This is a genomic window from Embleya sp. NBC_00896 (assembly GCF_045207785.1).
Classification (GTDB): domain Bacteria; phylum Actinomycetota; class Actinomycetes; order Streptomycetales; family Streptomycetaceae; genus Embleya.
Genome location: NZ_CP108776.1, coordinates 5,539,798 through 5,559,792, shown reverse-complemented (window position 1 = coordinate 5,559,792; position 19,995 = coordinate 5,539,798). Strand labels below are relative to the sequence as shown.

The following is a 19,995-nucleotide window of genomic DNA, read 5'->3' as shown; positions in this document are numbered from 1 at the left end:
TCGCGCCCGCGCCCGGCGCGGCCTCGCCGACCCGGATGATCGTGGCGCAGGCCGTCCTGGAGACGCGGATGCTGCTGCGCAACGGCGAGCAACTGCTGCTGACGGTGATCATCCCGACCCTGCTGCTCGTCGTCTTCAGCTCGGCGGACATCGTCGACACCGGCGACGGCGAGCGGGTCGACTTCCTGGCGCCCGGGCTGCTCGCGCTCGCGGTGCTGTCGACGGCCTTCACCGGGCAGGCGATCGCGACCGGGTTCGAGCGGCGGTACGGCGTGCTCAAGCTGCTCGGTTCGACGCCGCTGCCGCGCTGGGGGCTGATGGTGGCCAAGACGGCGTGCGTGCTCGTGGTCGAGGTGCTCCAGGTGGCCCTGCTCGCGGTGATCGCGCTCGCGCTCGGGTGGTCGCCGCACGGGAACCCCGTGTGGGTGATCCTGCTGCTCCTGCTGGGCACGGCGGCGTTCTCGGGGCTCGGACTGCTGATGGCCGGGACGCTGCGGGCCGAGGCCACGCTGGCGGCGGCGAACCTGGTGTTCATCCTGCTGCTGCTCGGCGGCGGGGTGATCGTGCCGCTGGACAAGTTCCCCTCCGGGGTCGAGCACACCCTGGCGCTGCTGCCGATCTCGGCGCTGTCGGACGGCCTGCGCGACGTGCTGCGGGACGGCTCGGGGCTGCCGCTGGGCGATCTGGCGATCCTGGCGGTCTGGGCGGTGCTGGGCCTGGGCGCGGCGGCGCGCTTCTTTCGGTGGGAGTGACGGTCGGCCGGGCACCCTGGTGCGCTTGTGAATTGATTCACGACGTAGCATGTCGCGCATGAGTTTGCAGGCCGTCTCCCCGCTCGCCCGCCGTGTGTTCCTCGCGAACCTGGTGGCGCAGATCGGCATCGTCGTCACGGGCGGTCTCGTCCGACTCACCGACTCCGGCCTGGGGTGCGACACCTGGCCGCAGTGCAACAACACCGACTGGACGCCGCACGAGGCGGTCAGCCACCACGCGTACATCGAGTTCGGCAACCGGATGCTGACCTACGTCGTCGGCGCGATCGCGGTGGCGTGCGTGGTGTTCGCGTACCGGCAGCTCCCGCGCCGCAGGGACATCACCACGCTGGCCTGGGTGCAGATCGGCACGGTCGCCGGCCAGGCCGGGCTCGGCGGCATCACCGTGCTCACCGACCTGCACCCGATGGCGGTCGCGAGCCACCTGCTGCTGTCGATGCTGCTGATCGGCTCGGCGGTCATGCTGTACGAGCGCGCGGGCGAGGGCGACGCGCCCGCGCGGCTGCTGGTCCGGCCGGAGATCCGCTGGTTCGGCTACGGCACGGTGGCCCTCGCGGGCGCGCTGATCGTGGTCGGCACCCTGGTCACCGGCACCGGGCCGCACGCGGGCGACCTCAAGGCCAAGCGCTTCGACCTGGACATCGACCAGATCGCCTGGCTGCACGCCGACCTGGCGTTCCTCCTGCTCGGCGCGGCCATCGCCCTGGCCCTGGCCCTGCGCGTCACCGACGCCCCCCTCGCCGCCCAGCACCGCGTCTGGTGGCTGCTCGGCGTCCTGGTCCCCCAGGGCCTGCTCGGCTACGTCCAATACTTCAACGGCCTGCCCGAGTGGATGGTCCTGGTCCACATGTGGGGCGCGACGCTGACCGTGGTGACGGCGACGCGCGTGCTGTTCGGCCTGCGGGTCCGCGCGGACGCGGCGACCGAGGCCGAGGAGCCGCGGCCGGCGGTCGAGGACCGCGAGCCGGTGGCCACGCGCTACTGACACCGCCGCCGAAGCGGGTCGGATCCATGGGATCGCGACCCGCTTCGGCGGTTCGGAGCGCCTCGACGCGTCAGCGGCTCGGCACGGCCAGGAGCAGGGCGAAGCGCTCGCGGCTGTCGGTCCACCACCGGCGGATCGTGAAGCCCGCCCCGGCCAGCTCGGCCTCCAGCGCCTCCCGGCGGAACTTGACCGAGATCTCGGTGCGCAGGTGCTCGCCCTCGGCGAAGTCCACGGACAGGTCGAGCGGGGGGATCTTGACGGTCTGGTCGGTGCGGGAACGCAGGTGCATCTCGATCCGCTCCGCCTCGGCGTTCCACAGCGCCACGTGGTCGAAGGCGTCGGGATCGAAGTCGGCGTCCAGTTCGCGATCGAGCACCTGCAGCACGTTCTTGTTGAACTCGGCGGTGACGCCCTGGCTGTCGTCGTACGCCGCCACCAGGACCTCGGGATCCTTGACCAGGTCCACGCCCAACAAAAGGGTGTCGTCGGCGCTCAGGGCGCGGCGCAGGATGCCGTAGAAGGCCGCGCGCTGGGCGGTGTCGAGGTTGCCGAGGGTGCTGCCCAGGAAGCTGAGCAGGCGCGGACCCGGCTCGTCGGTCACGGGGAGTTCGTGCTCGAAGTCGGTGACCGTGGCCGCGACCCGCAGGCTCGGGTAGTCGCGGCAGAGCGCCTCCCCGGCCTGGACGAGCGCGGAGTCGCTGACGTCGAGCGGAACGTAGCGCTCCAGCGTGCCGGCGGCGGTGAGCGCGTCCAGGAGCAGCCGGGTCTTGCGGGAGGAGCCCGAGCCGAGCTCGATCAGCGAGCGGGCCCGGGTGGCGGCGGCGATCTCGGGGGCGTAGCGGGTGAGGATCTCCTGCTCGGCCCGGGTGGGGTAGTACTCGGGCAGGTGGGTGATCTGCTCGAAGAGTTCGCTTCCCCGGGCGTCGTAGAACCACTTGGGCGGCAGCGACCTGGTCGGCGCCGTGAGGCCCTGGAGCACGTCGGCACGCAGGGTGGTGGTGAAGTAGTCGTCGGGCAGCCGGTGGTCGAGGGTGAAGCGGCTGGTCATGGTGCGCCGTTCCTGTGGGTCGGTGGACGGGCGTGCGGCGGTGGGGCGCACGGGGCGGATCGGGGCGACGCGCACGCCGCTTCGGGTGGCCAGGAGCAGGGAGTGTTCGGGCACCTCGCGCCACTCGCCCCAACGCGCGTCGACGGTGTCGTCGGGTTCGGAGGCGACGAGTACCCGGTCGGGGGCGGTGCGGTACCACAGGGTGTCCCCGTGCCGGCCGGCCACGATGGTGTGGCCGTCGGTGAGCAGCAGGTTCAGCCGCGCGTCCGGGCGGGCGGCGGCGACCTGCCGGATCAGCGCGGCGGTCGCCCCGCCGGCGGGCTCCCCGCGGCGGAGCCGGCGCGCGAGCATGGCCCAGAGCAGGGCCGAGTCGCAGCGGGCCTCCAGGGCGAGCAGGTCGGCCGGCTCCAGGCCGGTGGCCTCGATGGGCAACCTGGTCCAGTCCGGGATCGCGCCGTTGTGGCTGAACAGCCAGTGGCCGTCGCGAAACGGTGCCGCGGCGGCCTCGTCCTGACTGGTGCCGGCGGTGGCGCTGCGGACGGCGGCCAGGATCGCGCCGCTGCGGATCGTGCGAGCCAGGTCGGGCAGGTTGGGGTCGGCCCAGATCGGCAGCGCGCGACGGTAGCGGGCGGGCTCCGGCGGGTGGCCGGACGCCGCCGCCCGGTCGGGCTCCGCGTCCGGGTCGAGTTCCGGGTCGGCTGCCGCCGGCCCGCCGGGGTACCAGCCGAAGCCGAAGCCGTCGACGTTGACCGTGCCGTACCGCTGCCGGCGCGGCGCCCAGGACTGCTCGTACAGCCCGTGCGGCGGTTCGACAAGCAGCTCGGCGAGCGTGATCTCCGGTCCCAGGTAGGCCAGATGACGGCACATCAGCGGGCCTCCCCGGGGCCCGCGTCGCGCGCGGTGCGGAAGCCGGCGAAGATCTGTCGGCGGATCGGCAGGTCCCAGTTGCGGAAGGTACCGCGGCAGGCGACCTCGTCCACCGCGAAGGAGCCGCCGCGCAGCACCTTGTGCCCGGGGCCGAAGAACACCTCGGAGTACTCCCGGTAGGGGAAGGCCGCGAAGCCCGGATGGGGCGTGAAGTCGGAGGACGTCCACTCCCAGACGTCGCCGATCAGCTGGCGGGCCCCGGACGGGGCGGCACCCGCCGGATAGCCGCCGGCGGGGGCGGGTTGGAGGTGTCGCTGACCGAGGTTGGCGTGCTCGGGCGTGGGGTCGGCGTCCCCCCACGGGTACCGGCGGGAGCGGCCGGCGTCCGGATCGTGCCGGGCCGCCTTCTCCCACTCGGCCTCGGTCGGCAGGCGCCGCCCCGCCCAGCGGGCGTAGGCGTCGGCCTCGTACCAGCACACGTGCAGCACCGGCTCGTCGAGCGGTACGGGTTCGGTCCGGCCGAAGCGGCGGCGCAGCCAGGTCCCGCCGTCGCGTCGCCAGAACAGCGGGGCGGTCAGCTGGGCCTGCCGCCGGTGCCGCAGGCCCTCCGGGGTCCACCAGCGCGCGTCTTCGTAGCCGCCGTCGGCGATGAAGTCCAGGTAGGCCGCGTTGGTGACGGGCACGGTGTCCAGCCAGAACGCCGGCACGTCGACGGTGTGCGCGGGCCGTTCGTTGTCGAGCGCCCACGGCTCGGTGGACGTGCCCATCTCGAAGGGTCCGGCGGCCACCAGCACCTCGCGGGGCAGCCCGGCCGCGTCGGGCGGGGCGGCCGGCGGGGCGGGGGCGTCCAGGACGGCCGGCCCGCTGCGCAGTTGGTGGGTGGCGAGCATGGTCTCGTCGTGCTGTTGCTCGTGCTGGGCGAGCATGCCGAAGACGAATCCGTTCGCCGGGAGCGGGTCGCCCGTGGCGTCGAAATCGGCGGTGTCCAGCACGGCAAGGGCCTGCTCGCGCACCTCCCCGAGGTAGCGGCGGGCCGCTTCGGGCCCCAGCAGGGGAAGTGCGGGACGGTCGGCACGCGGGTGCCGGAAGGCGTCGTAGAGCGGGTCCAGGTCGGGGCGCAGCGCGGGGCGGTTGCCGGCTCGGCGGACCAGCCACAGTTCTTCCTGGTTGCCGATGTGTGCCAGGTCCCAGACCAGTGGGGACATCAGCGGGGAGTGCTGGGCCGAGAGTTCGTCCTCGCCCAGGCAGTCGGTCAGTGCCAGTGTCCGGCGCCGGGCCCTCGCCAGCGCGGCCGCGGCCCGCGCGCGTGCGGAAGGAGGGCGCTCGGTTATCGACGTCGTCGACTTCATCAACGGACCCTTTCCAGGAGGTCGTCCGCGGGACATCGGCCCCGTTCGGCGTAGCGTCGGCCGAACTCGGCCACGGCACAGCGGATCCGGTCCGGCGCACCGGAGTCGGCGAGTGCGTTCTCGGTGGCGGCGAAGCACGCGCGGACGGCCTTGCCGAGCTCCGGGTCGGCGGGGCCGAGCCTGGCGGCACGTGTCCACACCGAGTCGGCCGGTACCGCCGACCCGTTCGGGCACAGCGGCTCGGTCGCCGCCCAGGCGGCCTCGGCCGCGGCCGGGTCGTCGAGCAGGGTGGCGGCCATCGTGGCCGGGACCACCCAGTCGTCGCCGCGTTGGGCGTCGATCATCCGCAACTCCAGCCAGCCGCGCGGGCGGACCGGCGGGAAGAGCGTGGTCAGGTGGTAGTCCAGATCCTCCAAGGTGGGTGGTCGCACGCCGGGCGCGCCGCGCAACCAGGAGCGGAAGGTCAGCCCTTCGGGCGCGGTCCAGCTCTCCGACGAGATGCCGCGCACGCACAGCAGCGCGGCGTCCAGCGCGTAGCTCGCCCAGACGGCGCGCGGGTCCGGTCCGGATCCCGGGGGTCGGGTTCGGCCGGGGTCCATCCGTTCCCAGACGAATTGCCGGGTCGAGCGCCAGCCGGTCGGTTTGCCGTGCCACAGCGGGGAGTTGGCGAACGCGGCGATCAGGACCGGGCCGAGCCGGTGGGTCAGCTCCCAGCGGGAGCGGTATCCCTGAAGGCCCGCCGTCTCGTCACCGGCGTCCAGGTTGACCTGCACGGACGCGGTGCCGCGCATCATCATCCGGCCCCAGGTGCCATCCCGGTCGAAGTAGGTCTCCATGGCGCGGTAGCGGGGATGGTCCACGATCCGCGGGGGGTCTTGGTACGGCTCCAATCCGTGGCCGGCGAGCACGAGTCCGCTCGCGGCCAGTGCCCGTCGCAGCGCCTCGGTGTCGGCCCGCAGCTCCGCGACACAGCCGGCGAGCGTCGTCGCGGGCAGCGAACTCAGTTCGACCTGCCCACCCGGCTCCCGGGTCAACCTGCTGCCGAACGGCAGCCCGCCGGGTCCCGTCAAGGGGGCCAGGGCCTCGTCCAGCCGCTCCGGCGTCACTTCGCGGCGGGCGTCGACGCCGTCGTGCACGATCCATTCCAGCTCTATGCCGACCCGCGCGGGTGGGCCCGTCTTGAAGCACACGCCATGTACGTGGGCCTGCGCGTCGTCCTCCTTGAGAGCGACATCCATCGCACTCACTCCTTGTCTCTCGAGCAACTTTCCTGAACTGCTGTACCCGGCGGACGGGACGGGAACACCAGCGCACTCGTGAACCCCGAGCCACACCCACATGGCCTACAGGAGACACACGAGGGCAACCACGGGGACCGGGGGCGTGTTCCCCGTTCGGGTCATCGTCGGGGTGCCGCGGGGGTCGTCGTGGGCTCGTTGCGAGGTTGTCGTGGGGGTCGAGGTTCGGGCCTTGTGGCGCCGGGATCCCGGCGCGCGGCCCCGCTCCGTCGCCCCGCCGTCTCCGCGCTGCTCGATGCCCGCCGCGCCCCTCTTCGCCTGCGAGCGCCCCGAGTTGCGGCCGCACGGGTCCCGTGAGAGCGAGGGCGGCACGGGCCGAGGGTGCTTGACCGCGCCGGCCGGCGCGCGCGTCCGCGGTTCGCGAGGGGACGGATCCGCGGCGGCCGTACCCGCCCCGGGAGTCTGGACAACCGGCGCCGGGTGGCCTGTCATGGCGGGATGACCATCGCGCGGCCGCCGATCGACCTGGACGGCTACACCGGAGACCACGCCCGCGACCACGCGCTGCACCGTGAGCGCGGACACGCCCTGTTCGAGCCGCTGCCCGACGACGCCACGGACGCGGACCTCGACCGGCAGTGGGACCTCATCAGGCGCGACAGGCTGCTCTTCGGCCTGGCCTGTTGGCACGCCGAGGTCGCGCCCGCGTTTCACCGGGCCAGGGCGGCGGCGGAGCGGGCGGAGCAGGCGCTGCGGCCGGCCGAGGACGACCCGACCGCACGCGCCGGGGCCGCGCCGGCGGTCCGGGCGTACGGGTGCGCCCGATCGAACCTGCTCGTGCTCCTGGACCGACACCCCTTCCCGGCCGGCGGCGGCCCCCTGTACGAGCAGTACGTGGCCAAGGAAAACCGGGTCCGCCCGACCTCCCTGCCCCCCGAAACCACAATGCGCCACCGCGCGGGCCTGACGTAGAGGCGATCCGCCGAGGCCGCGATTGCCGACTGCCGCGGTACGTGAAGGGCGGGGCGGGAGCCACTCGGCTCTCGCCCCGCCCTTCACGACTCGACTCGCCTCGTATCAGGCGGCTTCGATCTGCCTACTCCGGCAGCTTTGCCGCCGCTTTGCGGTCCAGGAGCCACAGGGTCGCGGCCGTGCCGTGGGCGCCGGCGGCCGGGGTCGCGGTCGGGTCGGCTGAGGCCCGGGCCGATGCCACCGCCTGCGCCTTGTCCTCGCCCGCCGCCAGCAGCCACACCTCGTGCGCCGCCCGGATCGCCGGGAAGGTCAAGGTGATTCGCGTCGGCGGGGGCTTGGGGGCCTCGCGCACGGCGACCACCGTCCGCTCCGTCTCCCGCGTCGCGGCGAAGCCCGGGAAGAGCGACGCCACGTGCGTGTCGGGGCCGACCCCGAACATCGCCAGGGTGAACGCGGGCACCGACGCGCCCGCCGGCGCCGCCGCGGCCAGCTCGGCCGCGTACCGCGCCGCGGCCGCCTCGACGTCGTCGCCGTCCGGGCCGTCGCTCGCCGGCATCGCGTGCACCAGCTCCGGCAGCACCGGAACCGTGTCCAACAACGCCTCGCGCGCCTGCGTCTCGTTCCGGTCGGCGTGGCCCGCCGGCAGGAACCGCTCGTCGCCCCACCAGATGTGCAGCCGGTCGAAGTCGATCGCGTTCAACGTCGGGGTGAGCGACAGCTCGTACAGCAGCGCGTTGCCGTTGCGCCCACCCGTCAGCACGATGTGCGCGACGCCGAACTCGGCCTGCGCGTCCGCGACCCGCTGGATCAGCCCGGTCGCGGCCGCCTTGGCCATCAGCGCGGTGTCGGCGTGTACCCGTACGAGGCCGTGCGCCGTCACGCGTTGTCGCCCTTCTTCTTGCGAGGGGCGCGCGGCGCGGCCTTCTTGGCGACCGCCTCGCGCGTCGACGCCGGCTTGGTCGCCGCCGCGCTCGACGTGCGCTTGACCACCGGCGCCGTACCGAGGTCCTTGGTCACGCGCGCCTTCGGCGCCTCGCCCTCCTCGGCCTTCTGCACGTCGGCGACCGGGGTCTGCGACACCGGCGTCTCGGTGAACGAGCCCGGCGAGGGGTCGCGCGCCGCTTCGAGCGCCGCACGCGCGAGCGTCGCCGCGTACACGTCGTCCGGGTCGAGCCGCCGCAGCTCCTCCGCGACCAGGTCGGACGCCTCGCGGCGCTTGAGCGCCACCACCCGGTCCGGCTGGCCGGGCGAGGACAGCGACGCCATCATCCCGTCCGGACGGTCGATGACGATCTCGCCGTCCTTGGTCACCAGCGTCACCGAGGTGATGCCCGGGCCGCCGGTCTCCACCCGCTCCACGTCGACGCCGAGGCGGTCGGTGAGCCACAGCGCGAGCAGTTCCGCGCTCGGGTTGCCCGCCTTCGCGCCGACCTTCGCGCTCAGGATCCTGCTGTACTTCTGGTCGAGCGCCGCGGCCAACAGGCTGCGCCACGGCGTGGTCCGGGTCCAGGCCAGGTCGGTGTCGCCCGGCGTGTACGCGCTCGCGCGCAGCCGCAGCACATCGGCCCGGCGCGGCGGTGCGGCCGCGTCGGTGACCCGACGGGTCGCCAGCGCACCCAGCAGGTCCTTGCTCGGCACCTCCGGCGCGCGCCCCGGCCACCACACCACCACGGGCGCGTCCGGCAGCAGCAGCGGCAGCACGACCGACTCGGCGTGGTTCGCCAACTCGCCGTGCATGCGCAGCAGTACGGTCTCGCCGACGCCCGAGTCGCCGACCCGGACCTCGGCGTCGAGCCGCGGACTGATCTCCTGGCCGGGGCGGCCGATCACCACCAGGATCCGCGACGGGTGCTCGCGGGCGGCCTCGCCCGCGGCCTTCATCGCGTCGTACTGGTTGGCCTCGTCGGTGACGATGACCAGCGTCAGCACCATGCCGAGGGTGGGGCTGCCCATCCCTCGACGGGCCTCGACCAGGGCGGCATTGATCTTGCTCGACTTGGTGTCCGTCAGATCGATCATCATGGGCGGCGCCAGCTCCGTCCGTCACGTGCGAGCATCTCTTCGGCCGCGTCGGGACCCCAGGTCCCGGACACGTAGGGCTCGGGCTTGCCGTGCTGCGCCCAGTGCGCCTCGATCGGGTCGAGGATCTTCCAGGACAGCTCGACCTCCTCGTGCCGCGGGAACAGCGGCGCGTCGCCGAGCAGGACGTCGAGCAGCAGTCGCTCGTACGCCTCCGGGCTCGACTCGGTGAAGGACTCGCCGTACGCGAAGTCCATGTTGACGTCGCGCACCTCCATCGCGGTGCCCGGCACCTTGGAGCCGAACCGCACCGTCATGCCCTCGTCCGGCTGCACCCGGATGACCAGGGCGTTCTGGCCCAGCTCCTCCGTGGCGGTCGCGTCGAAGGGCAGGTGCGGGGCGCGCTGGAAGACCACCGCGATCTCCGTCACCCGGCGGCCGAGCCGCTTGCCCGCGCGCAGGTAGAACGGGACGCCCGCCCAGCGGCGGTTGGCGATCTCCAGCTTGATCGCGGCGTACGTGTCGGTCCGCGAGTCCGGCGGGATGCCGTCCTCTTCGAGGTAGCCCGGGACCAGCTCGCCGCCCTGCCAGCCGCGCGTGTACTGCGCGCGCACGGTGCCGCGCGACAGGTCGTCGGGCAGCTTGACCGAGCTGAGCACCTTGAGCTTCTCGGCCACCAGCGAGTCGGCGTCGAAGGAGACCGGCTCCTCCATCGCGGTCAGCGCGAGCAGCTGGAGCAGGTGGTTCTGGATCACGTCGCGCGCGGCGCCGATGCCGTCGTAGTACCCGGCCCGGCCGCCGATGCCGATGTCCTCGGCCATGGTGATCTGCACGTGGTCCACGTACGACCGGTTCCACAGCGGCTCGAACATCGTGTTGGCGAAGCGCAGCGCCATGATGTTCTGGACGGTTTCCTTGCCGAGGTAGTGGTCGATGCGGAAGACCGACTCGGGCGGGAAGACCTCGTCGACCACCTTGTTCAGTGCGCGCGCGCTCTTGAGGTCGTGCCCGAACGGCTTCTCGATGACGACGCGGCGCCACGAGTCGGCCTTGGGGTCGGCGAGCCCGTGCTCCTTGAGCTGGCGGACCACCTCGGGGAATGCCTTCGGCGGAACCGACAGGTAGAACGCGTGGTTGCCCTGGGTGCCCTGCTGCGCGTCGAGGTCGTCGATCGTCTGACGCAGCTGGTCGAACGCCTTGCCGTCGTCGAACTCGCCCTGGACGAACCGGAAGCCCTCGGACAGCTGCTGCCACACCTCTTCACGGAAGGGCGTGCGCGCGTGTTCCTTGACCGCCTCGTACACGACCTGCGCGAAGTCCTGGTTCTCCCAGTCGCGGCGGGCGAAGCCGGTGAGCGCGAAGCCCGGCGGCAGCAGCCCGCGGTTGGCGAGGTCGTAGATCGCCGGCATCAGCTTCTTGCGGGACAGGTCGCCCGTGACGCCGAAGATCACCAGGCCGGACGGGCCCGCGATGCGCGGGAGTCGGCGGTCCTGCGGGTCGCGCAGCGGGTTGTCCGGCCAGACGGCCGGCTTGGACTTGGTGGCCTTGGGGCTCATCGAGCCGCTCCGTCCACAAGGGCGCGGACGGCGTCGAGCAGCTGCCCGAGTCCGGCCGCGCGATCCGTCAGGTGCAGGCGCAGTACGGGCCGCCGGCGCGAGGTGATCGCACCGAGGTCGCCGAGGGCCTGGGCCAGCTGGAGCCGACCGAAGCTGTACGGCTTGGCCGGCACGTCCAGGTCCTCGGCACTGGCGCCGGTGATCTGGAGGAACGCCCCGACCGAGGGGCCGCCCTTGTGGAACTGACCGGTCGAGTGCAGGAAGCGCGGCGCCCAGCCGAAGGTGACCTGATCGCCGTCGAGCGCGTCGGCCAGGAGCGGCCGCAACTCGGCGGCGGCGCTGTCGCCGACGCGGTCGAGGTAGGCCATCACGGCCAGGTAGCCGGTGTCCGGCACGGTCTCCAGCAGCGCGCGCAACGCGCCGCTCAGGTCGCTCGCGCCGGCGAGCAACTCGGCGTCGCCGTACACCCGGACCGCGCCGTCGGAGAAGGCCGGCTCGCCCTCGGGCAGCGGACCGTCGCCCGCACGCTCCAGGAGCGCACCGGTGTTGTCCTTGGACTCCTGCACGTTCGGCTGGTCGAACGGGTCGATGCCGATGACGCGCCCGGCGACCGCCGTCGCGTACTCCCACAGCAGCAACTGGGCGCCCAGCGGGCCGGAGACGCGCAGGTCGGCCTCGGGCCGCACGACGTCCTCGTCACCGATCACCGTGCGGACGGTGTCGGCGCCGACCTTGCGCGCGAAGCCCGGCGCGTCGACTCCCTCGACGACGACGGGCAGGATGCCGCGGCCCTGCTTGCCGGTGGACTCGGCGATGAGCTGCTCGGCCCAGTCGCCGAAGCCCACGATGTCGCCGGTGTTGGCGAGCACGAGCTTGTCCCGGCCGTGGTTGGCGGCGGCGCCGAGCACGGCGCCGAGCAGCAGGCCCGGGTTGTCCTTGTCCTCGGCGAGCGCGGGCGCGAGCGCCGCGGCGTCGTCGAGCAGCTTCTCCACGTCGACGCCGGCCAGCGCGCTGGGCACCAGGCCGAACGCGGTCAGCGCCGAGTAGCGGCCGCCGACGTTGGGGTCGGCGAGCACGACGGTGTAGCCGGCGTTGCGCGCGGTGTTCTCCAGCGGGGAGCCCGGGTCGGTCACGACCACGATCCGCCGGGAGAGCTGATCGTTCGTCAACCCCTCGTCCAGGAAGGCCTGTTCGAAGGCGCGCCGGTGGCTGTCGGTCTCGACGGTGCCGCCGCTCTTGCTGGAGACGACCACGACGGTGCGCTCCAGGTCGTCGCCGAGCGCGCGGCGGACCTGGGCGGGGTCGGTCGTGTCGAGCACGGTGAGCGGCATGCCGTAGGTCGAGGTGATCACCTCGGGCGCGAGCGAGGAGCCGCCCATGCCGGCCAGGACGACGTGGTCCAGGCCCTCGGCGCGCAGTTGCTCGCGCAACTCGGCGAGCTGGGGCAGCAGGGCGCGCGAGGAAGCGGGCAGGTCCACCCAACCCAGACGGATCGCGGCCAGCGACTCGGCCTCCGGACCCCACAGGGTGGCGTCGGAGGCGACCAGGCGCGCGGGCACCTTGTCCACGACGCAGGCGGTGATGACTTCGGCGACTGCGGCAGCGTGCGAGAGATCACCGGAAACGGTGACATCCACGCCGCCGGCGGTCACGCGTTCGTCGTTTGCGTGTACCACGGGCGGTCAGCCCTCCTATTAATGGGGTGGGAGTGTGCTGAAATCATGCCCTGATTACGTGGAGTACCCGCCCCGTCGCCGCCGAACGGGTCACATTCGGCGACGACGGAACGAAGGGTGCTGCGACCACCGCCCGAGGGAGGGCGACGGGTGCGAACCACGGCCGGAATCCCGGCCGAGATCACGGTCGTGGGCCCGGTCGTGAGCCCGGTCGGGCCCGGTCGTGAGCCCGGTTCGAAGGGGGGTTCAGCCCTTGGCGAGCCGGTCCAGCTCGGCCTGCACCGACGCGAGCAGCTCGTTCCAGGAGGTGTCGAACTTCTCGACGCCCTCCTCCTCCAGGAGGTCGACGACCTCGTCGTAGGAGATGCCGAGCTTGGCGATCGTGTCGAGGTCGGCACGGGCCGACTCGTACGTGCCGTGGACGGTGTCGCCGGTGATCTCGCCCTGCTCGGCGACGGCGTTCATGGTGGCCTCGGGCATCGTGTTCACGGTGCCCGCGACGACCAGGTCGTCGACGTACATCGTGGCGCGGTACTCGGGGTCCTTGACGCCGGTCGAGGCCCACAGCGGGCGCTGCGGACGGGCGCCGGCGGCGGCGAGGGCCGCCCACCGGTCGGTGCCGAAGACCTCTTCGTACGCCTGGTAGGCGAGCCGCGCGTTGGCGACGGCGGCCTTGCCGGCGGCGGCCTTGGCCTCGGGGGTGCCCAGCGCCTTGAGCCGCTTGTCGATCTCGGTGTCCACGCGGGACACGAAGAACGACGCGACCGACTCGATCTTGGAGATGTCCAGACCGGCCACGCGGGCGCGCTCCAGACCCTCCAGGTACGCCTCCATGACCTCGCGGTAGCGCTCCAGCGAGAAGATCAGCGTGACGTTGACGCTGATGCCCTCGGCGAGTGCCTGCGAGATCGCGGGCAGCCCGGCCTTGGTCGCGGGGATCTTGACGAACAGGTTCGGCCGGTCGACGAGCCACCACAGCTGGCGGGCCTCGGCGATGGTCGGCTCGGTCTTGTGCGCGAGGCGCGGGTCGACCTCGATCGACACTCGGCCGTCGAGACCCTCGGTCGCGTCGTACACCGGGCGCAGCACGTCGCACGCGTCGCGCACGTCGGCCGAGGTGATCATCCGGACGGCCTCGTCCACGGTCACGCCGCGCACCGCGAGGTCGCGCAGCTGCGCGTCGTAGACGTCGTTGCCGGTGATCGCCTTCTGGAAGATCGCCGGGTTCGTGGTGACGCCGACGACCCCGCGGTCGCGCACCAGGTCATGCAGGTTGCCGGATTCCAGCCGCGTCCGGCTCAGGTCGTCGAGCCACACGGCCACGCCCTCGGCGGACAGGCGACGCAGGGGTTCCGTCATGACACTTTGCTCCTTCTCGAGTCGGCGGCCGGGTCCGGCGACCTGATGGGTGCGGGACCGGCGCCCGTCGTGGGGGGTGCCGGCCGGGTTTCCCGGCCGACACCCCCCACAGGGGGTACGTAACGTTCAGCTAGCGAGGTGCGCCAGGGATTCCCGCGCGGCCGAAACGACGGCCTCGTGGGTCAGCCCGAACTCGGCGAACAGCTTCTTGTAGTCCGCCGACGCGCCGAAGTGCTCCAGCGAGACGATCCGGCCCGCGTCGCCGACCAGCTCGCGCCAGCCCTGCGCGATGCCGGCCTCGACCGACACGCGCGCCTTGACCGACGGCGGCAGCACCTGCTCGCGGTACGCCTGGTCCTGCTCGTTGAACCACTCGACGCACGGCAGCGAGACCACCCGGGTCGGGATGCCGTCGGCCTCGAGGACCTCGCGCGCCGCGACGGCGATCTGCACCTCGGAGCCGGTGCCCATCAGGATCAGCTGCGGGATGCCGCTGGAGGCCTCGGCGAGTACGTATCCACCGCGCGCGGTGCCCTCGGCGGAGGCGAACTCGTTGCGGTCCCAGGTCGGTACGTCCTGGCGGGTGAGCAGGATGCCCGCAGGGCGGTCCGTGGTCTCCAGGATCTTGCGCCACGCCACCGCGACCTCGTTGGCGTCGGCGGGGCGGACCACGTCGAGGCCGGGGATCGCGCGCAGGGCGGCGATGTGCTCGATCGGCTGGTGGGTCGGACCGTCCTCGCCGAGGCCGATCGAGTCGTGCGTCCACACGTACGTGGTGGGCAGCTTCATCAGCGCGGCGAGCCGGACGGCCGGGCGCATGTAGTCGCTGAACACGAGGAACGTGCCGCCGTACACGCGGGTCCCGCCGTGCAGCGCGATGCCGTTCATGGTCGAGCCCATGGCGTGCTCGCGGATGCCCCAGTGGATGGTGCGGCCGTACGGGTTCGCGCCCTTGAGCGGGTTGCCCTCGGGCAGGAACGAGCTGCCCTCGTCGATCGTGGTGTTGTTCGACTCCGCGAGGTCGGCCGAGCCGCCCCACAGCTCCGGGATGACCGCGCCGAGCGCGGCGAGCACCTTGCCGGACGCCTTGCGGGTCGCGACCGGCTTGCCGGCCTCGAAGTCCGGCAGCGCCTTCTCCCAGCCGTCGGGCAGCCGGCGCGCGGAGATGCGGGCGTGCTCGGCGGCGCGCTCGGGGTTGGCCTCGGCCCACTTGGCGTAGGTGTTCTTCCACGCGTCGTGCGCGGCGCGGCCGCGGTCGACCACCTTGTGGGCGTGGTTCAGGACCTCGTCGGCGACCTCGAAGTGCTGCTCCGGGTCGAAGCCGAGGATCTTCTTGGTGGCCGCGACCTCCGCGGCGCCCAGCGCCGAGCCGTGCGACTTGCCGGTGTTCTGCAGGTTCGGCGCGGGCCACGCGATGATCGTGCGCATCCCGATCATCGTCGGGCGGCCGGTCTCGGCCTTGCCCGCCTCGAGCGCCGCGTTCAGCGCCTCGACGTCGATGTCGCCGTTGGCGTGCGGCTCGACCCGGATCGTGTGCCAGCCGTAGGCCGCGTAGCGCGCGAGGACGTCCTCGCTGAACGCGGTCTCGGTGTCGCCCTCGATCGAGATGTGGTTGTCGTCGTAGACCACCACGAGGTTGCCGAGCTTCTGGTGGCCCGCGAGCGAGCTGGCCTCGGAGGAGATGCCCTCCTCGAGGTCGCCGTCGGAGGCGATCACCCAGATGGTGTGATCGAACGGGGAGGTGCCGGGGGCCGCCTCCGGGTCGAACAGGCCGCGCTCGTAGCGGGCCGCCATCGCCATGCCGACCGCGTTGCCCACGCCCTGGCCGAGCGGCCCGGTCGTGGTCTCGACGCCGGCGGTGTGGCCGTGCTCCGGGTGGCCCGGGGTGCGGCTGCCCCACGTGCGGAACGACTTGAGGTCGTCCAGCGTCAGGCCGTAGCCCGACAGGTAGAGCTGGGTGTAGAGGGTCAGGCTGGTGTGACCCGGGGACAGCACGAAGCGGTCGCGGCCGGTCCAGTCCGGGTCGGTCGGGTCGTGGCGCAGGAACTTCTGCCAGATGAGGTAGGCCGCGGGGGCCAGGCTCATGGCCGTTCCGGGGTGGCCGTTACCGACCTTCTGAACGGCGTCCATCGCCAGGACGCGAGCGGTGTCCACCGCACGCTTGTCCAGGTCGCTCCACTCGAGAGAGCTGTTGTCGGGGGTCGGCATGGTGCTCACCCTGGTCAGGGCTCCTTCCGGGGTATTCCGGGTTGGGCCGAAAAAATTCGGCCGGCTCGGGACCTTCGCCCCGGCGCCTCAAACACGCCCCGAGCCTACCGGGGGCCCGACGCTGCCTTGCTCGGAGGACGGCCGGCCGGGTGGTGACGTTCGCGGCATGGCCGAAACCGCGCCTCGGCGTGGACCGTACTCGGACGGAACTCGCTCCCGTCGCGGCTACCCGGGAGTGCGGCCGACATGCCCCCGACGGTTTGTGCCCCTGGTGAGGGACTACAGTTTCCTGCTAGTGGGTCCGGGCCTCGACAACCCGACGTCCCCTACATATTGACGAGCAACCGGCATCCGGGCGGCACCCGGTCCCGGCCGAAAACGCTGCTGATGGGGTGTTCGTGACAGCCGTCGAATCCCGACCGGCCGGCCTGGTGGGAAGTGCGCCGGCCGGCGCGCGTCCGCCGATGGCCCGGGTTCTCGCTTTCGTGGCCCTCACCAAGCCGCGCATCATCGAGCTGCTGCTCATCAGCACGATTCCGGTGATGTTCCTCGCGGCCGACGGTCTGCCGGACCTCGGCCTCGTACTCCTCGTCGTCTTCGGCGGCTATCTCTCGGCCGGCAGTGCCAACGCCTTCAACATGTACATCGACCGCGACATCGACCGGTTGATGCACCGCACCGAACGGCGACCGCTGGTCACCGGAATGGTGTCGCCGCGCGAGAGCATCGTGTTCGCGAGCGCGCTCGGGGTCGTCTCGACCGCGTGGTTCTGGTTCCTGGTCAATCCGCTGTCGGCGGCGCTCTCGGTCTTCGCGATCTTCTACTACGTCGTCGTGTACACGATGCTGCTCAAGCGGCGCACGCCGCAGAACATCGTGTGGGGCGGCATCGCGGGCTGCATGCAGGTGCTGATCGGCTGGACCGCGGTCACGAATTCGCTCGATTGGGCACCGTTCGTACTCTTCATGGTGATCTTCTTCTGGACGCCGCCGCACTATTGGCCGCTGTCGATGAAGTTCTCCGACGACTACACCAACGCCGGTGTGCCGATGCTGCCGGTGGTGGCGGGCAACAAGGTCGTCGCGAACCAGATCGTGGTCTACAGCTGGGTCATGGTCGCGGTGTCGATGCTGCTGTGGCCGGCCGCCGACACCGGCCCGCTGTACCCGATCGCCGCGGCGGTCCTGGGCGTCGCGTGGGTGTGGGAGGCGCACGGGCTCCAGCGCCGGGCGAAGGCCGGGCTCACCGGTGCCAGGCTCAAGGAGATGCGGCTGTTCCACTGGTCGATCACGTACCTGACGCTGCTGTTCGTCGCGGTGGCGGTCGACCCGCTGCTGTTCTGACGCTGCCGGTCGGGACCGGTGGCCCGCGACCGGTACGCGGCGAACGCCGGCCGGGCCGAGGGCCGTGGTGACCCGTCGGTAATGTGGGTTCCATGACGGACACCGAGACCACGACGGCCACGCCGGAGACGCCGGGTTCCCCGGACGCGCGCACCGAGCGACAGGTCCGCAGGATCGCCAAGAACATCCGACGCTTCACCGGCGCGCACGGCGGTGGCGGCGACGCGGTGGTGGAGTACATGGGGCGCGACGCGACCCGGATCGTGCTCGTGGGCACGGACGGCGCGTGGGGCGACCAGGTGGCCCGCTCCCCCGAGCTCGCCCGTCGCGCCATCGAACAGGCCGGCGTCACGCTGCACGAGGAGTTCCCGAACGAACTCGCGGCGAAGGTGCGTACGTCGAACTACGAGTGGTCCCGGATGGCGAACAAGCAACTCGGCGGCGGTTCGCAGTAGCGAACCCCACCCCACGACCGATCGAACGGCCCCACGCGCGCGACGCGAGCGGGGCCGTTCGTACGTTCGCCGCCCTATCGGTGTCAGGGGTGGAAGATCTCCGTGATGCTCGTGATCTGCTTCTTGTCGTCCACGGTGATCTCGTAGACCGGGAACGGCGAACACATGTGCTCGCCGTCCTGCCCGCCCGCCAGGCACTTGCCGATGTGCACCCACACCTGTCCGAGGTATCGGGCCTTCCAGGGCGTCGGCCCGCTCAGCGTGGCGTCGACCTCGACCACGAAGACGAGCGGGGTCTGCTCCTCGCCGACCGCCTCGTAGTGGCCGCCGTTGGCATCGCAGACGAACCTGGTCTTCTTGAAGTAGAGCTGGTCCTTGTTCGGCTGCCGGATGGGCTGGACGATCCGGTGCCCCGGCGCGAGGCTCGGCGCGGGCCCACAATCGCCCACCGGCTCGGCCGACGCCGAGGTGGGCGCGCCGCCCGTGGACTCGGCAGTGCCACCGACACTCGGCACCACCGGCACCGAGGAACCCGTACGACCCACCTCCGGCGCACCCTCGTCCCCGCCACACCCGACCAGCACGACGGCACCGACGGCCACGGCCACGCCGACGGCGACCACCCTTCGCCTCGCCCGATACATCGAACCCCCTGTGTGCCGAGCGAATCCGCTCACGCTCCGGTAGGAACCGAAAAGAACGTGACATCGTGACTGCGGCGGCAGGTCGCGGCGGGAGCCGTATCGATTTCCCGCCCCGCCTTCCGCATATCCACACGGCGTCAGGGTGTGCGGCGTGCGGTCACCGGGGCGGGTCACCGAACGACAGTCGCCTTGGCCACGGTCAGATCGTCCGAAGCGCAGTCGTCAGGGCCGACCAAGAGGCCGGGGGAACGGTGACGTAGCCGATCCTTGGGTCTCTTGAATCACGGACCGGAACCACCGCAAGGCCGGCGGCGACTTCCACACAGTCACCCCCGGCGTTGTTGCTGTAGCTACTCTTGCGCCACCGAACGGCGGTCGCCTTGATGGCCATTCGCATTTCAGTGCTCCATCCCTGGCACGACGATTGTCAGGCGATACGCAGCGCAGCCACCAGCGCAGACCATGCACCCGGGCTCACCAGGAGGTGCCCGGCATCCAGATCCTTCGAGTCACGGACCGGGACGATCGTGAAGCCTGCTGCAACCTCGACGCAGTCACCGCCTTGGCCGTTGCTGTAGCTGCTCTTGCGCCACTGGGCGGCGGTCAGCTCGGAGGCAGTTCGCATTTCTGGTACTCCTTCATCGCCGCCGCGATCATCGCTGCTGACTCCCGAGGCGAAAGGGCGTGCGTACGCAGGTGATCGTATGACAGCTCGTAGGCATCGACGACGTTCGGTTCTTCGAATAGTTGCCCGGTATGACTGCTCTCCATGTACGCGCAGCGTGCTCCGTCAGCCTGGGTCAGCAGGGTCAACGACCCGCCGATAAAGGCGTGCGCACCACTGTTGAACGGCAGCACTTCAAGCACCACATTCGGCCGCTCGGCCACGGCCAGTAGCTGCTTCAACTGCTCACACGTGATGGTGCGTGACCCGACAGTCCGACGCAGAACCGCCTCGTCCAAGACCGCCCAAAGGTGCGGTGGGTCCTGCTTGTCGAGCAACGACTGGCGACTCATCCGTGCATCGACCGCCGCCTCCACCTCTTCCGCTGCATCTCGTGGGCGACCCGCCCGAATCACAGCCAAGGCGTATGCCCTCGTCTGCAATAGCCCAGGGACCATGGCAGAGCTGTACTTCCGCATCCGGATCGCCTGTGCCTCACGGTTCACGAACTCCCGTACCCAGTCAGGGAAAACGTCGTCGCGAATCGTCTCGTACATCGCCACGAAGAGCCCGTGCGTCCCGAAGGCCGCGTCCAGTAGCGGCGCCAGTTCCTCCGGGATCGGTCGTTCTGCGGTCTCGAAGCGGGACAAGATTGTTCGGTCGTAGCCGACCTTCGCCGCGAGGTCGGCGAGTGACATCCCGGCGCCCTCGCGCAGAGCTCGAATCCCCGCCCCATACGCGTGCCTTGGTCCTGCTCCCGGATCCAGCGACCGGCCACGAAACACCATCGGGTTCACTCTCCTGTTGCTACCCAATTGACAACATTCGCCCCATCGTCA

Annotated in this window: 18 protein-coding genes; 5 read left to right on the top strand and 13 right to left on the bottom strand. The window is 71.6% G+C overall.

Features of this window, described 5'->3' with window-relative positions:
- The first annotated feature begins 35 nt into the window (after positions 1 to 35).
- Positions 36 to 752: an ABC transporter permease gene (locus OG928_RS25225; RefSeq protein ID WP_406291198.1), complete on the top strand. Its 717-nt coding sequence runs from the start codon at positions 36 to 38 to the stop codon at positions 750 to 752.
- 58 nt (positions 753 to 810) lie between these two features.
- Positions 811 to 1,758, top strand: a complete 948-nt coding sequence (locus OG928_RS25220) for a COX15/CtaA family protein (protein ID WP_406287640.1) — start codon at positions 811 to 813, stop codon at positions 1,756 to 1,758.
- Positions 1,759 to 1,828: 70 nt separating this feature from the next.
- Here the strand turns inward: OG928_RS25220 and egtD are convergent, their stop codons facing one another.
- From egtD to egtA, 3 genes are all read right to left on the bottom strand, one after another.
- Positions 1,829 to 2,806, bottom strand: coding sequence for an L-histidine N(alpha)-methyltransferase (egtD, locus tag OG928_RS25215; RefSeq protein WP_406291196.1), 978 nt, complete (start codon positions 2,804 to 2,806; stop codon positions 1,829 to 1,831).
- An 866-nt stretch (positions 2,807 to 3,672) separates the two neighbouring features.
- Complete coding sequence (gene egtB, locus OG928_RS25210) at positions 3,673 to 5,022, bottom strand: ergothioneine biosynthesis protein EgtB (RefSeq protein ID WP_406287637.1); 1,350 nt, start codon at positions 5,020 to 5,022, stop codon at positions 3,673 to 3,675.
- Positions 5,022 to 6,260, bottom strand: a complete 1,239-nt coding sequence (gene egtA / locus OG928_RS25205; RefSeq protein WP_406287635.1) for an ergothioneine biosynthesis glutamate--cysteine ligase EgtA — start codon at positions 6,258 to 6,260, stop codon at positions 5,022 to 5,024. Before egtA ends, egtB begins: the two co-directional genes overlap by 1 nt.
- Before the next feature lie 498 nt (positions 6,261 to 6,758).
- Between egtA and OG928_RS25200 the strand changes: the two genes are divergently transcribed.
- Positions 6,759 to 7,232: a hypothetical protein gene (locus OG928_RS25200; protein WP_406287633.1), complete on the top strand. Its 474-nt coding sequence runs from the start codon at positions 6,759 to 6,761 to the stop codon at positions 7,230 to 7,232.
- A 124-nt stretch (positions 7,233 to 7,356) separates the two neighbouring features.
- Here OG928_RS25200 and pgl read toward each other — a convergent pair whose 3' ends face one another.
- From pgl to tkt, 6 genes are all read right to left on the bottom strand, one after another.
- Entirely contained in the window at positions 7,357 to 8,112 is a 756-nt protein-coding gene (gene pgl, locus OG928_RS25195; protein ID WP_406287631.1) for a 6-phosphogluconolactonase, read from the bottom strand.
- A complete protein-coding gene (opcA, locus tag OG928_RS25190; protein ID WP_406287629.1) occupies positions 8,109 to 9,254 on the bottom strand; it encodes a glucose-6-phosphate dehydrogenase assembly protein OpcA in 1,146 nt (381 codons plus the stop codon). The genes pgl and opcA overlap by 4 nt, the downstream gene beginning before the upstream one ends.
- Positions 9,251 to 10,807 carry a glucose-6-phosphate dehydrogenase gene (gene zwf, locus OG928_RS25185; protein WP_406287628.1) on the bottom strand — a complete coding sequence of 519 codons (1,557 nt, stop codon included), beginning with the start codon at positions 10,805 to 10,807 and terminating at the stop codon, positions 9,251 to 9,253. Before zwf ends, opcA begins: the two co-directional genes overlap by 4 nt.
- Entirely contained in the window at positions 10,804 to 12,483 is a 1,680-nt protein-coding gene (locus OG928_RS25180) for a glucose-6-phosphate isomerase (protein WP_406287626.1), read from the bottom strand. The genes zwf and OG928_RS25180 overlap by 4 nt, the downstream gene beginning before the upstream one ends.
- A 246-nt stretch (positions 12,484 to 12,729) precedes the next feature.
- Complete coding sequence (gene tal / locus OG928_RS25175; protein WP_406287624.1) at positions 12,730 to 13,842, bottom strand: transaldolase; 1,113 nt, start codon at positions 13,840 to 13,842, stop codon at positions 12,730 to 12,732.
- A gap of 126 nt (positions 13,843 to 13,968) precedes the next feature.
- A complete protein-coding gene (tkt, locus tag OG928_RS25170) occupies positions 13,969 to 16,059 on the bottom strand; it encodes a transketolase (protein WP_406287622.1) in 2,091 nt (696 codons plus the stop codon).
- A 389-nt stretch (positions 16,060 to 16,448) separates the two neighbouring features.
- Here tkt and OG928_RS25165 point away from each other — a divergent pair, with 389 nt between their 5' ends.
- Entirely contained in the window at positions 16,449 to 17,393 is a 945-nt protein-coding gene (locus tag OG928_RS25165; protein WP_406287620.1) for a heme o synthase, read from the top strand.
- A gap of 92 nt (positions 17,394 to 17,485) precedes the next feature.
- The gene (locus tag OG928_RS25160; RefSeq protein ID WP_406287618.1) at positions 17,486 to 17,848 is read left to right on the top strand and encodes a hypothetical protein; all 363 of its coding nucleotides are present in this window, start codon (positions 17,486 to 17,488) and stop codon (positions 17,846 to 17,848) included.
- Between the two features lie 83 nt (positions 17,849 to 17,931).
- Here OG928_RS25160 and OG928_RS25155 read toward each other — a convergent pair whose 3' ends face one another.
- The 4 genes from OG928_RS25155 to OG928_RS25140 form a co-directional block, all read right to left on the bottom strand.
- Complete coding sequence (locus OG928_RS25155) at positions 17,932 to 18,456, bottom strand: hypothetical protein (protein WP_406287616.1); 525 nt, start codon at positions 18,454 to 18,456, stop codon at positions 17,932 to 17,934.
- A gap of 235 nt (positions 18,457 to 18,691) precedes the next feature.
- Positions 18,692 to 18,883 carry a DUF397 domain-containing protein gene (locus OG928_RS25150; protein ID WP_406287614.1) on the bottom strand — a complete coding sequence of 64 codons (192 nt, stop codon included), beginning with the start codon at positions 18,881 to 18,883 and terminating at the stop codon, positions 18,692 to 18,694.
- A 36-nt stretch (positions 18,884 to 18,919) separates the two neighbouring features.
- Positions 18,920 to 19,117, bottom strand: a complete 198-nt coding sequence (locus OG928_RS25145) for a DUF397 domain-containing protein (RefSeq protein WP_406287612.1) — start codon at positions 19,115 to 19,117, stop codon at positions 18,920 to 18,922.
- Positions 19,096 to 19,944: a Scr1 family TA system antitoxin-like transcriptional regulator gene (locus tag OG928_RS25140; protein WP_406291194.1), complete on the bottom strand. Its 849-nt coding sequence runs from the start codon at positions 19,942 to 19,944 to the stop codon at positions 19,096 to 19,098. The genes OG928_RS25145 and OG928_RS25140 overlap by 22 nt, the downstream gene beginning before the upstream one ends.
- Positions 19,945 to 19,995: the final 51 nt, after the last annotated feature.